The sequence below is a fragment of the Nitrospira sp. genome, assembly GCA_037045225.1.
Taxonomy (GTDB): Bacteria; Nitrospirota; Nitrospiria; order Nitrospirales; family Nitrospiraceae; genus Nitrospira_A.
This window is the reverse complement of sequence record JBAOHZ010000001.1, coordinates 1-12,504: the sequence shown is the minus strand read 5'-3', so window position 1 is coordinate 12,504 and position 12,504 is coordinate 1. Positions and strand designations below refer to the sequence as shown.

The 12,504-nt window shown below is 58.9% G+C and carries 12 protein-coding genes; 9 read left to right on the top strand and 3 right to left on the bottom strand.

All coding sequences use genetic code 11. The features are described from left to right. Window positions 1-575 precede the first annotated feature (575 nt). From V9G17_00060 to V9G17_00045, 4 genes are all read left to right on the top strand, one after another. Window positions 576-1,733, top strand: coding sequence for an aminotransferase class III-fold pyridoxal phosphate-dependent enzyme (locus V9G17_00060; protein ID MEI2750965.1), 1,158 nt, complete (start codon window positions 576-578; stop codon window positions 1,731-1,733). Window positions 1,734-3,783: 2,050 nt separating this feature from the next. After that, on the top strand, window positions 3,784-4,518 hold the full coding sequence (locus V9G17_00055; protein MEI2750964.1) for a class I SAM-dependent methyltransferase: 735 nt from the start codon (window positions 3,784-3,786) through the stop codon (window positions 4,516-4,518). Window positions 4,519-4,525: 7 nt separating this feature from the next. Then, window positions 4,526-5,530: a Gfo/Idh/MocA family oxidoreductase gene (locus V9G17_00050; GenBank protein ID MEI2750963.1), complete on the top strand. Its 1,005-nt coding sequence runs from the start codon at window positions 4,526-4,528 to the stop codon at window positions 5,528-5,530. 103 nt (window positions 5,531-5,633) lie between these two features. Continuing rightward, window positions 5,634-6,062, top strand: a complete 429-nt coding sequence (locus V9G17_00045; GenBank protein ID MEI2750962.1) for a GNAT family N-acetyltransferase — start codon at window positions 5,634-5,636, stop codon at window positions 6,060-6,062. Window positions 6,063-7,882: 1,820 nt separating this feature from the next. Here the strand turns inward: V9G17_00045 and V9G17_00040 are convergent. The 3 genes from V9G17_00040 to V9G17_00030 all read right to left on the bottom strand — a co-directional run bounded on the left by V9G17_00040 (window position 7,883) and on the right by V9G17_00030 (window position 10,237). Continuing rightward, window positions 7,883-8,308 carry an adenylyltransferase/cytidyltransferase family protein gene (locus V9G17_00040; GenBank protein MEI2750961.1) on the bottom strand — a complete coding sequence of 142 codons (426 nt, stop codon included), beginning with the start codon at window positions 8,306-8,308 and terminating at the stop codon, window positions 7,883-7,885. A 147-nt stretch (window positions 8,309-8,455) separates the two neighbouring features. Continuing rightward, window positions 8,456-9,232, bottom strand: a complete 777-nt coding sequence (gene erm, locus V9G17_00035) for a 23S ribosomal RNA methyltransferase Erm (protein ID MEI2750960.1) — start codon at window positions 9,230-9,232, stop codon at window positions 8,456-8,458. Window positions 9,233-9,370: 138 nt separating this feature from the next. Beyond that, window positions 9,371-10,237, bottom strand: a complete 867-nt coding sequence (locus V9G17_00030; protein MEI2750959.1) for a hypothetical protein — start codon at window positions 10,235-10,237, stop codon at window positions 9,371-9,373. A gap of 71 nt (window positions 10,238-10,308) precedes the next feature. On the opposite strand from V9G17_00030, the gene V9G17_00025 reads away from it, so the two are divergent. From V9G17_00025 to V9G17_00005, 5 genes are all read left to right on the top strand, one after another. Next, window positions 10,309-10,668: a hypothetical protein gene (locus V9G17_00025; GenBank protein MEI2750958.1), complete on the top strand. Its 360-nt coding sequence runs from the start codon at window positions 10,309-10,311 to the stop codon at window positions 10,666-10,668. Beyond that, window positions 10,665-10,898 (top strand): hypothetical protein, encoded by a 234-nt coding sequence (locus V9G17_00020; GenBank protein ID MEI2750957.1) that lies wholly within the window; start codon window positions 10,665-10,667, stop codon window positions 10,896-10,898. The genes V9G17_00025 and V9G17_00020 overlap by 4 nt, the downstream gene beginning before the upstream one ends. A 12-nt stretch (window positions 10,899-10,910) precedes the next feature. Further along, on the top strand, window positions 10,911-11,078 hold the full coding sequence (locus V9G17_00015) for a hypothetical protein (GenBank protein MEI2750956.1): 168 nt from the start codon (window positions 10,911-10,913) through the stop codon (window positions 11,076-11,078). A 179-nt stretch (window positions 11,079-11,257) separates the two neighbouring features. Further along, window positions 11,258-11,494, top strand: coding sequence for a hypothetical protein (locus V9G17_00010; GenBank protein MEI2750955.1), 237 nt, complete (start codon window positions 11,258-11,260; stop codon window positions 11,492-11,494). Continuing rightward, window positions 11,491-12,504 (top strand): hypothetical protein (locus V9G17_00005; protein MEI2750954.1); only part of this gene is annotated, 1,014 nt, incomplete at its 3' end. The genes V9G17_00010 and V9G17_00005, both read left to right, overlap by 4 nt.

Genomic DNA, 12,504 nt, shown 5'->3' with positions numbered 1-12,504 from the left:
CCTTGTGGCACGGCTCTCAAACTCAGCTCCTCTGAATCAGACGACCGTTGTCGGTTGGCCGACTCACACCCAAGACCTTCCGCAGCCAACACCTTGAGGGCTCCGCAGTCACCAAGTCGCCTTGCCGAGAAGGAGACCACGGCAGTGCATGATCAGGAACAGCGTCCCGACATTGGCGACAATGAAGGCCTTCCGTCATGCCACCCGTCATGTTGTGTCACTAGTGCTCGCCGCGAACCAACAATGACCCGTGTGACCAAAGCGCCGGTGTGACAAAACGACAGCCCTGAGGACTTGGTCCGCCAAACGGGGAACGACCGGGGTGGAGGTGGAGGCTGGCTACGAGCGAGCACGCCGAGCTCCCGGATCAACGCCAAATGAGCAGCCGACTACGGATGGAACACCGACTGCCGAAAGGAGCGACGACCTTCTGGGGTGAAGGAGTCGGGACGATAGACCGAATCGTGTAGCGTCCACCGTGTTGAGGAGTCCGCCCAAAGGGTAGGTGATGAGGTTGTCAGCAACAGCATCGGCTCTGACTATTACGGACCGCATGACCGAGCGGGCACGCTCGGTTGACGCGCGGCGCCGCCACGCGCCCGGATATTCTCCCGCAATATGACGGCTACGCCCAGTACCCGCGCTATTTGCAGCGCGCCAAAGGCGCGTATGTCTGGGATGTCGATGGAAATCGGTACATCGACTTCTGCCTTGGCTACGGTCCGGTCATTTTGGGTCACGGCGACGAACGAGTAAATGGCCGAGCCGCCGCCGCGACGGCGAATGGTGGGTGCTTCGCGCCGCTATGGAGCCCGCTACAAATCGAGCTAGCCGAGCTACTGACGAGCGTGATACCCGGTGCTGAGATGTGCCTTATGCTCAAGACCGGCTCTGACGCTACATCAGCCGCTGTTCGACTCGCCCGTATATACACTGGCCGAAGTGCCGTTTTGCGATGGGGATACAATGGTTGGCACGATTGGTCGGTCGAGCAGGCGGCAGGAGTGCCGACATCAGTCAGGGAGAATAGCAGGGCGTTCGACTTCAACGACCTCGACGTCCTGGAATCGTTGCTTAGCCACGGCAACGACAAGGTTGCGTGTGTAATCACAATGCCGTTTTGGGACGATCAAGTTGAGGCATCGCACCTGTCGAGTATAGGAGAGGTAGCGAGGCGCAATGGTGCCCTGTTCGTTCTTGATGAGATGAGGTCGGGCTTCCGGGTTGCGCTCGGTGGTGCGCAGCAGTACCTCCACGTCCAAGCTGACCTAGCTGCGTACGGCAAGGCGATGGGGAATGGACACCCGATCTCGGCGTTGGTCGGACGTAGGGATATTCTATCAAAACTGAGCGACACAAAAGTTTCGTCAACCTACTTTGCTGAGCCCGGATCCATGGCAGCAGCTATCGCGACGATCGAGATCCTTCGTGATACGGATGCTCTAGACCACGTATGGCGACTTGGCGAAGTGTTTCAGAACGGACTCAAGACTCTGACGTCACGGTTCGGATCGGCTATCGAAGTGGTCGGCTACCCACCGATGCCGTTCATGCGTTTCCAGTCTGAGGACGCGACGACACGCTTCGCGGTCGAGCAACATTTCTATTCCAAGACCACCGCCGCTGGCCTCTTGTTGCATCCAAATCACCAATGGTTCTTGTCAGCCGCACACACGACAGGTGATATCTATCAGGCGCTGGAAGTAATCGAGCTGGCTCTTGAAACGCTCTAGCCGCAGGCTGGGCCATGGGCCTGACCTGATGTCCGTCATCGTTCTCGCTCACTTCGATGCGCTGACTGGAGCCGAGTAGGTGGAGTGTCAGGAGCTATTGGAGTTGCTGTTGGCGGCCGCTAGAAGAGTAGACGAGGCGATCAAACCGCTTGCGTGCCAGTACGCGGCGGTCCCAGACCCATCGCAACAAGCAGCGAACGCGGCAGACGCTTTGGCAGAGTCGGCCGCGCTCAATGTGCTCCTGAGCGCGGACGTGCGCGTACTCTCGGAAGAGGCGGGCTGGCTAGGTCAAGGTTCGGCCCTAGTTGTTCTCGATCCAATTGATGGCACCGACAACCTGACTCGGGGGATCCCGTTCTCGGGCCCTTCGATCTGGGCCAGAACCAAGCAAGGGGCCTGCGCGGCAGTGGTTACCAACGTATTCACGGGGCACACATTCTGGGCTACCTCAGGATCCGGTGCCTTTCGAGACGACCAGCGTCTAAGCGTAGCGAAGTCTCGCGTCCCCGACGTCATGATCGTGGGTGGCGAGTACCAGCCCCTCCATGGCCTGTTTGGACGCGATCTCGGCGCTACTGCGCACTCGTTGTGTGCAGTAGCTGAAGGTAGGCTGGCTGGATACCGAACCCCCGCCCACTGCCCTGATCGTTCCTGGGATCTCATGGCTGGCCTAGTTATTGCAGGCGAGGCGGGCTGCATCTTGGGTGGTATTGAAGGCGACAGAAATCCTATGGACGATCCCCTCAGTGAAAATTGGGTTGTGGTCGCCCCGGAGATGGCGTTCGCCCGTTTGTCGAGTCGGCCACTTTGACAGCCGGTCAGCCGAGTGTGGGACACGTATCTCAGGCCACTCACCACTCTATGAGCCACCAATTGCGACCGCGGTCAGAGTCGAGTGGAGGGGATCAGCTCAAGTCCCCTGAGCGGACAGGGTCACGACAGTGGTAACCTTCGCGAATGAACAGCGAGACTGCCGATATCGACATGAACGACCCGCCTCGCCTTGTCACCATAGAGACGACGAGTCGCTGTAACGCCCGATGCGTCTTCTGCCCCAACAATGCTCTCAGTCGTGATAAGGGCTCTATGTCGACTGAGTTGTTTGAAAAAATTATCGAGGATTGCAAACAGTTTCCCCTCTACGAGATCGAGCCATTCTTGCAAGGAGACCCTTTTTCAGACCCACAGATTTTGGACCGCTTGGAGTACATTCGAGGACATCTCCCCGATACTAGGCTGCGTCTCTATACAAATGCCTATGGACTGAACGAAAGGAAGGCAGACCGACTTGCGTCTATTGGACTCGATGACCTAACGATAAGTATCAACACGCTCGATTCGGCGCGTTACGAGGCAATGATGGGCATTCCGCTCGCTCGAACTCTCGCAAACGTAGAGTACTTGTTGTCCGATAGGATTCGCGGGCAACTTGGGGCACAAATTACGCTACGAATGACCTGCTTCGATGACACAAGCCTGCAAGAGCAAGACGAGTTCTTGCGATTTTGCGAATCCCGCGGAGTAGAATCAAGTATCAGTGGCCTATACAATTATAAGGGTCATATCTACAGCGACCTGCCGGTGCCGAGTTACGGGTGTGAGCATGTCACAAGGCTCGACATTCTCGTAGACGGTTCAGTCACTCTCTGTTGCATGGATCACAATGGCGAATACGGCTGGGGGACCGCGCGAGATCTTTCAGTCCTGGAACTCTACAATCACCAAGTAGCGCGGCGGTATCGCGATTTGCACCGCACAGGTAGGCGCGAAGAAGCGGACCCCTGCGGCACCTGCAACATGTTCTGGCCGCTCCTGGACGGCCTAAGCCCAGAACAAGAGGCGCTGACTCGGGCTGAGTTTGAAGCGTACGTGGTGAAGAACGTGCCGATTGGTCGTCGCCGCCCAAGCGGCTCAGCCACACTCGGCAACCTTCACTCACAGCAGGTGTCAATCGGTCGACGAACGGGTGACTCTTGAACACGACTCAGGGCGCTGGTGAGGTCGTAGAGTCCACAAAATGGGGCGATACCACTATGAGGACTCGCTCCCTGTGACTGATCGATGGCGCGAAATCTGGGGATTAAGGAGCGGGTACGAAAATTTAGCTGCCCTCGAACGCGCCATTCAGTTAGATGGTTTCGACAACGTCGGCGACGCCATCTCGGTTGACGATTGGCGCAGATACGTGCTTTCAATGGCTGAGCGAATGAAAATTCAGTCAGGTGCATCCGTGTTCGAAGTCGGATGCGGAGCTGGCGCATTTCTGATCCCCCTAGATGAGTTGGGAACGAGCATCGGAGGGATCGACTACTCACCAAGTCTTATCGATGTCGGGCGTTCACTGCTTCCCTCTGCTCGGCTCGAAACGAGCGATGCGATCGATCTCGATGTGGATGAGGCGTATGATCACGTGTTTTGCCATAGTGTCTTTCAATATCTGGAGACCCATGATGTAGCTCTTCGGGTCTTGAGTCGGATGACTCGAAAGGCGCGCAAGTCAGTAGGGATCCTCGATGTCTCGGATGCATCCCTTCAAGAGCAGTCCGTTTCGGCGCGTCGCGCTTCCGGCAGCACTGACTACGATACGAGGTACGCTGGACTAAGCCATCTCTACATCGATAGATTATGGTTCACGGACGCAGCGGCTGAGTTCGGGTACACCGCCGAGTTTTACGATTCAGACCTGCAGGGGCATCGGAACTCGCCCTATCGATACAGTGTCGTTTTGGTGCCAGCCTCTGAGTCGCTCCAGCCTCCGAATTGGCACCGGACGGGAAAAGGGTAGATCGTTGGTGAAGCGTGGAGTGTTGGTAGGTTACGGCGTTATCGCTGAAGGGCATGCAGATGGGTACGACTTCAATCCCGGCCTCCAGATTGCCTCGATCGTGGACAAGACGCCCAGTCGCAGGATAGCTGGCTTGCGTAGGTTCCCTTATGCATCAGCGTATGGGACTATCGAGGAAGCCCTGGATGCAGAAGGTCTTGATTTCGTTGACATCTGTACTCCACCAGCTTCTCACTCAGATATTCTCGCCGCCTGCCTCGAACGCGACCTATTCGTGATATGCGAGAAGCCTCTTGTGTGCAGCGGTGAAGAGGCAATGCGACTGATGGAACAAATGGGCACCAGCTCCGGAACGGTCTACCCGGCCCACAATTACGCATTTGCACCAGGTATACGCAGACTTAACGAAGTTTGCACTTCAACAGTCGGCGAGGTACAGAGCGCCACCTTTGAGATCCGTCGTGTCGGTCACGCTCGTGGAGTATCCGAATGGAGGCCCAACTGGCGGCGAGAGTTGGAAGTTTCTGGTGGGGGCATAGTCCTCGATCACGGTCCTCACAGCATCTACCTCGCGAGTCGGCTCCTAGGTAGAAGCCCGTCAGCCGTGAGGTGCGTGCTGTCGTGTCCCACACTCGGCGCATTCACCGACACGGAAGATGAAGCGAGGCTTCTACTCGAGTTCGGAGCAGTGACCGTTGAGATTCTCCTCACCTGGAGGGCTGACCGACGTTCGACTTCCTACAAACTGTGTGGTGCTCACGGTGAAGTGGCGCTCGATGGCGATACCATCAAGTCTGTACAAGGTAGCCACCTTGTCAGCGAGTCCATCCCATCCGAGTTTGACGACCCGCGCCACGGCAATTGGTTCGCTGCCCTCCTAAACGAGGCCAGTGGCTACATGGAAAGACGCGAACGCCCCGAGCGACTTCTTTCAGAAGCCTTCTCCATCATGGCCGTGCTCGACGCCGCCTACCTTTCTGCTTCGGAGAATGGCCGACGTGTTGAATTCTGAGAAGCCATCCAGGTCAGGAGTCGAGCACAGAAATCACAGGGCTCGTTGTGGCGGGCCTTCGACGTTCAGCATCCGCCGCTACAACTCGCCCGACGACACCGAAGTGCTTAGGGACCTGATCAACCGGTCCCTGCGAGGACTTTCCGGTCATCTACACAGTAAAGTTGCGTTCGATCGCCACGAACGGCACTTGCGCTCCGATGCCTTCGCACTTGAATTAGACGCCATGTCGTTCTGGGTCGTCGTGGACGTCGGTAACAGCGTCAGGGGTTGCGGCGGATGGGCGGCCGACCCATCCTGCACCGCAGCACGGATCCGCGAAGTATTCGTCGATCCAGACGCAAGCCGCTGCGGCGCAGGGTCACTCTTAGTGTCCGAAGCAATCATCGACGCCAGGTTGGCCGGTTTCGAGCTGATTTGGGTCTCATCGAGTCAATACGCTGTTCCCTTCTACGAGTCACTCGGATTCGTCACCAACGGGCCTCCATCGACGGACAACCTCCCATCCGTGCCGATGGTACTGAATTCCTAGTGGGTCATGCCTGTTCGTTCTTAGGGGTACGTTTCTCTAATTGAGATCGCGTGATCGTTCGGACTCTGAGATTGTGCCCCCAGCCTCGTGGAGTCCTACACCCGTGAGCTGAACTACGAAGTCTGTGACGCAGCGACGATCCGCCGCCAGAGACGCGGGTCGTTCGGATCCGCAGCCAGCCCAATGGACCCGCCCTCGATCAGGACAACCTCTCACAGAGTCCTTCTTCGACGGCTTTCAAGGATGGACCATCTCTGAACGCCTACGCTGAGCAACTATGGAGCTAGCTGCCGCTGACCTAACCAAATTCCAGCGAGACGGGTGGCTCGTGTTGCCACGTGTCATCTCGAACACCGAGGTGGCTGCCATAGATAGGGCAGTCGACGCGGTCGGGCATTGGGCCAGCCATGGCGGCCCCGGACTTCATCACTTCGAAGCAACTGACTGGGGCCCTGTACTCGCGCGAAGCGAAGACTTCGTACCCCACTCGGCCGTACTTGCCGGTCTTGCATTCCATGTCCGTATTCGATCAGTGTTGGGGCAGCTATTTGGTGAGACGCCTGCCTTGTTCAAGGAGAAGATCAACTACAAGCACCCGGGCGGCGGGGGATTTGCCCCACATCAAGACGCTACTGCATACCGATTCGCCGACTACCACATATCAGTAATGGTACCCGTCGATCCTTCCACCCAAGCCAATGGATGCCTGCACGTGGCTTCAAGTCTGCCTGGGGCTGGCATTCTGCCAAACGATCGCGGTCGTATCGACCCCTCAATCGTCGCAAGCCTTAAGTGGCGACCCTTGGAGCTGGAACCGGGCGACCTCCTATTCTTTCATAGCTACGTACCCCACCGTTCCGACGCTAATACCACCAGACAGCCTCGACGGACCGGATACATTACATACAACGCGGCTTCGGCTGGTGATTTCAGAAAGCGATATTATATAGATAAAAGAGCCGAGTTCGAGTTAGAAGGAGGCGACTTCTCAGGGCAGCGAGTGCGAATGTCCATCTCAGACGACTTCCTCGGGCGCCCTGTGAACAAGGACGGATCCTACCTAACCTCAAGGCCGTCAGCTCACGAGATCGAGGGTGATTTCGGCGGTTAAGGCGCAACTTCGGAATCTTGCCCTTCACTACTCCAGAGAGCGACGTAGAGTCGATGAAGTGCAGCACCATTGCCTGCAAAAGCTACCAGCAGAAGCCCCTGAGCCGGAAGGCCCAGTGCCAAGCCAATCACTATGATCGCATTACGCGTACCTCGGCCGCCTATCGACTCCGGTGTGGTGATCCCGTTGGCGCTCGCGACCGCCCGAACATACGAGGGCATTATGGCGCCAAATATTGCTATAAGGCCGACGGCTACCGTAAGCCAACTACCAGCCCCAAAGACCGGCGAAGAAGCCGACCCTCCCACTAGGCCAGACGCATTCAGTGTCATTGCCATGAGTATGGACGCATCCACGTACCGATCGATGATCCCGTCGAGAATGTCACCTCGATTCGACGCGGTTCCTTGGGCGCGGGCAACATCGCCGTCTACGTAGTCTGCAAAGTCGCCTAGGAGGAACGATATCGTCGCAAGCAGCCATTGATCGCCCAGCACAAGTGCAGGTGATGCTAAGCCTCCTAGGAAGAGACCCAGGAGCGAAATGCGATCGGCAGTGACAATTCGTTTCTGAGCAAGGTAGGCCGCCACGGGCCCAGAGAGACGCCGAACGATGGCATCGAACCAATTTTCGCTTCCGATAATCACGATACGGCTTCTCTCCTAGCTAAGGTGGGTGAAATCCTCTGGCATCACTGGAGTTGCTTGAGCTAGACCGCCAAGTCTGCTCGGCAAGTGATCCGGTGAATGATCTCGGTAGTCGACACTACCGTGCTATACGGAACCAGGTGCATGATGCCTAGCGCCAGCGGCACTCCATATGAATGTTGGAGACTCGCATCGTCGATGTCGTCGCCGTGGACTACTACATCGATCGAGTACTGACCCAAGAACTCTTCAGTAATGACCAACGGTGCAGATGGTATTACCGTGTCGCAGTAGCGGCACCCCTCCACTACTGCAATACGTTCCGCCATGGTTAGGACGGGCAGTCGCTTATACAGCGCAACGTCATCGTCCCCATGCACTCCGACGATGAGCTGATCACCCATTGAGCGGGCGGTCCTCAGAAGACTGACGTGGCCCGCATGAAAGAGATCTCCAACTATGTCCGCGTATACAATAGTCTCCGGCATACTGGTGAGTGTAGTACGTCCACGATGGGTTCTGGCCAAGCTGATGATCCAGTCGCAGGGTATCGACCTTTGTTCGTCATCAAGATCTGGTAGTCGTCGCGGAGCTTGCCGGAGCCGGACCGCCGGTGGGCGGCCAAGCGCGTCGCTCTAGGGCTCAAGTTGATTGAATATCTGGAGCCATTGATCCGGATGAACAAACGCAACGACCGTCTTCTCGGGTACTTCGGCACGGCTGAAGGCCCGCAGTAGGGTTCTATGAGAGTACCTAGGTCGAAGCGAGCGGAACAGACTCCCTCCCTTGCCGCCGAAACCGAGGGCCACCAAATCCTTATAATGATTCATCGCTGAGTGCACGATCAGCGGGGATGGTCGCGCCGTGAGCTCCAGGATGCCTGCGTCTACCTTCGGGACCGGTCGGAAGTCGTGCCTTGATATCTTACCAACGAGACGCCAATCATGAGTCGGCCAGCTTTGGACCGTCGCGAGACTCCATCGCCCATAGTCGCCTGCCCGTTTCCGCGCGAATTCTAGTTGTGTAATGACCACCGCCCGTTCGAGAGTCCGGGCTGCCAGTGCCCATCTCATGATTTCATTAGTACGGGAGAATGGAAGGTTTCCGGCCAAGGTGAACGGGGTAGCGGGGACACTCGAACCCAGGAAGTCACCGAGATGCACTTGAACGTTCGGCAATTGGCTGGTTGCCTTAGAGGCGGCCTTGGCGAACTCTGGATCCAGTTCGAAGGCATCGACATTGTCTGCGAAATTCGCTAGTTCGGCCGTAAGGGTGCCTCGGCCCGCTCCTACCTCGACGAGCAAGTCGCACGTATTGGTCCCTAGCGCGCCAAGATACTTCTTCACACCAGAGGAGGTCAGGAGATTCTGCGACAGTTGGCGTCGCCTGCGGTCTTTTGCGGAATATGCCATGTTTGCCATTGTACCGCAGTTACGCTGGCAACTAAAGGTTGGCCGTTGTCAACTGCCCATCCGGTGATCATTGTGACTTTCCCCAGTCGGCTCGCGGTCCGACAGTGATGGTTGGCGGTACCCTGCGGACGTAAAACGTCATGGCGGGTCCGCAGACCCGGCTTTATCCAAGAAACAGCGACTGACAGTCGCACGAGCGCCAAACGTCATTAGATCGAGCGGCAGTGAAGCTCCATCGAGTCCGCGAAGAACGGCAAGATGAAACAACGGCCATGCCTCTCCCGTCCATAGCACTGAGACGGCAACATCGGGCTGACGTAGCTGGTCTGTTCGAACGCTCGCTTCTTGTCGTAGCGCTCCTGCTTCGCCTGCCAGCGGCCGCCAATCGACCGGGAAGCTCTCTCGCTTGCCGGTCGAGCTGACCATCTCCACCACCGGATCTCGCATCTCAACAATGGCCAATCGCTCGGACCTTATGACCAGTTCCAGCACCTCGTCGTTGGCCTTCACCACCTCAATAGTGAGCGTCGGTGAGGCTTCGAGCATCCACTCACTGGAGATGTGCCGAGCTATCTGCTCAATGCCCTTGTCGCTGTACCTCCGGGCTTGGCGTTGGTCGTAGGTGTAGTCCCGTCCGAAGTCGTCAAGTCGGCCGAGGTGGCTGTCGTAGTCGCTGGCGTATCCGAGTGAGTACCCGGCTGCAGTGACGGCAAGGTCTTGGTCGAGGCTCAACAGGACGTGTTTGAGCTGGTTGTAGGCGAGGCGCGGGTCACCGGCGCCGAGGACTTCGAGGATTGCGGTGGTGTGGGCCAGGTTCCCGATTGTCACCCCGTCTCGGTGTTTGCGCATGGTGAGCAGTTCGTCGTGGACGGCCTTGTAGAGCCCGGTTCCGGTCTCGGCATCAGGGTCGTTGGGTTGGTCCCCAGCCGTTCCTGCCTTGCTCAGCTCGTCCTCGCCCGGTTGCTGGTGCCGCTCGATGGTGTCGTTGTCGGGTGTCATTTCCATGTCACGACTGCCGGTGGGTTCTTCTGTCCAATGGGTTCTGTTCACAGATTCCGATTGGAAGGACCAGAGACATGTCAGAACTTGTACCACGTTCTCGTGGGGAAGTAGTGCCCAGTGTGGGGGCCGGGATGGTGGCCAGGGACCGGAGGACGGGCCGGACGTTGACCCAGATCGAGCGTCATGCGGTGGTGCGGGCTGCTTCGGTGCAAGCCCACACTGCGGTGCAGGCGGTCAAACTCCAGGCGGTGGATCAGCTGACGCGGGAGGCCATGACCGGGCAGGCCATGTTGTCTCGTTGGGCGGCGACGTTGGCCCAGGGCGATGCCTTCATGGCTGACGATCTGCGGTTCTTTGCAGATGTTGCTCGGATGGGCAAGGGCGAGATCATCGCCTCGACCATCGAGGACCTGAACCGGGAGGGACGCCGATGATCCCCCTCCTCATCTTGGCCGTCGGGCTGCTTCTGGCCGTGGCGGTGTTGGCCTACCTGTTGGGCTTCCGGCTCGGTGGTGGTGGGTATGCGTCGGAGGCGATGCGGATTCGGGCTGAGGCCATGCGGGCCCAGCGGGAGCTGCATGGGTTGACGCGGTCGGCTTTCGTTGCCATGGCCGAAGAGGCCGAGCGTCGGGGCAACGTCCATGACGGTTTCCCGGACGTCTGAGCGGGTTCGGTCGTGTGGACCAAGTTGGTCCGCCAGGTCGTACAGGCCGCCATGGTGGTACTCATCGTGGCGGCCTATGCCCGGGCGGTGTGGGTGTTGGTGGAGCCGATGTTGCCGACTGCGACCGTGCTGGTCGTGACGGCCGGGATCGTCGGCTGGCTGCTGAGAGGCCGCCGGTAGCACCCACCAGGTAGTGGGTTGGTCCGGTCGGTGTTGTGGAATGAACAAACCTCATTGACTGCTGCGTAAGCGCAGCGTATACCAGAAGAAGGCAAGTGCTGCGTATGTGCAGCAGTCCGGCACGGCTGGTGGCTATGCCCAGCGGTGCAGTCAAACAACAACAACTGGAAGGAGGGTGCATGGGAAATGGAAAGAACAACGGACACGGAAGTGGCGGGAGTGGTCATCGGAGGGTGGGATCGAAACGTCGGACGCCACCGGATCTGCGCAAGTTGAGTCGGGCGTTCATTGCGTTGGCGCAGACCCAGGCAGAGGCTGAGGCTGAGGCTCAAGCCCAGGCGCTCCGCGAGCGGCGTGAGACGGCAGATACGGATGGTGCGGCGGATTCGCGTGGTGCAGATCGGAAGGCGTCGTGAACGGCGCTGAGCTGGTGGTGCTGGCAGGTGGCGCGTCGACAGTCGGAGCGGCATCGTGGATGCTGCGTCCCGGGTCGCTGGAAGACGCTGCGTTCACTCGGCTGGATTTCGGGCGAGACCTCGTTTCCTCAAGCGTGGAGGCGTTCGTGCGGTCGCTGGCCGCCGAACGGCGACAGGCTCCGCTGGTATTCGAGCTGTCCGGCCAGGCCGGGAAGGTCGAGTACCGGGTAGGGGCCACTCCCCCAGTGCTGGCGACCCTCACGGATCGGTTGGAGGCGTTCTGTCCGGCGGTGACGACCAGCCCAATGACACGGCGACTTCCCAAGGACGGTTGGGGCTGGTCGGTTCGTTTGGAGACGGCCAATCGGGCGCTAAGAACGGATCAAGGGGAGGTGGCGGCCCGGTCGGTGCTCAGTGCACTTGGTCGGCTGGCCACCAAAGAATCGGTCACGGTGCAGTGGCTGGTCGGTCCTCGCCTGCCCGCGGTGGCGGTGCCGAACAGTGTCGACGAGCTTCCGTCCGGCTCAATCACCCAGCATGGCCGCCAGATCGTTGGCGGTGGTCGGCCGGTGGACGGTGAACGTCGGCGGGCGCTGCGCGACAAGGTGACACAGCCGGGTTTCCGGGCCGTCGCCCGGATTGCGGTGAGCGCTGGAAGCCGAAGCCGAGCCAAAGAACTGGCGCTGGCGGTGCTGGGAGGCCTTCGGGTGTTGGAAGGTGCCGGGGTGAAGATGACGCTGGTGCCGTGTTCCTACCGGCGAATTGTGCAGGTGCGCGAGCCGTGGGCATGGCCGCTGCGTCTCAACGTTGAGGAGCTGGCCGGGCTGCTGTGTTGGCCGTCGGGTGACGGGCCGTTTCCTGGGTTGCCCCAGGCTCGGAGCCGTCTGCTGGCAGCGTCGTCGTCAGTGGCTCGTTCGGGGCGGGTGGTGGCTGAGAGTCGGATGCCAGGTGAGCGACGGACCTTGGCGCTTTCGGCGACGGACTCGCTGTTGCACACCCACTGTTTGGGG

Coding starts and splice junctions, on each gene's coding strand:
- erm (MEI2750960.1), bottom strand. CDS start 9,232: ATGGCATATTCCGCAAAAGACCGCAGGCGACGCCAACTGTCGCAGAAT.
- V9G17_00020 (MEI2750957.1), top strand. CDS start 10,665: ATGATCCCCCTCCTCATCTTGGCCGTCGGGCTGCTTCTGGCCGTGGCG.
- V9G17_00040 (MEI2750961.1), bottom strand. CDS start 8,308: ATGCCGGAGACTATTGTATACGCGGACATAGTTGGAGATCTCTTTCAT.
- V9G17_00010 (MEI2750955.1), top strand. CDS start 11,258: ATGGGAAATGGAAAGAACAACGGACACGGAAGTGGCGGGAGTGGTCAT.
- V9G17_00025 (MEI2750958.1), top strand. CDS start 10,309: ATGTCAGAACTTGTACCACGTTCTCGTGGGGAAGTAGTGCCCAGTGTG.
- V9G17_00030 (MEI2750959.1), bottom strand. CDS start 10,237: ATGGAAATGACACCCGACAACGACACCATCGAGCGGCACCAGCAACCG.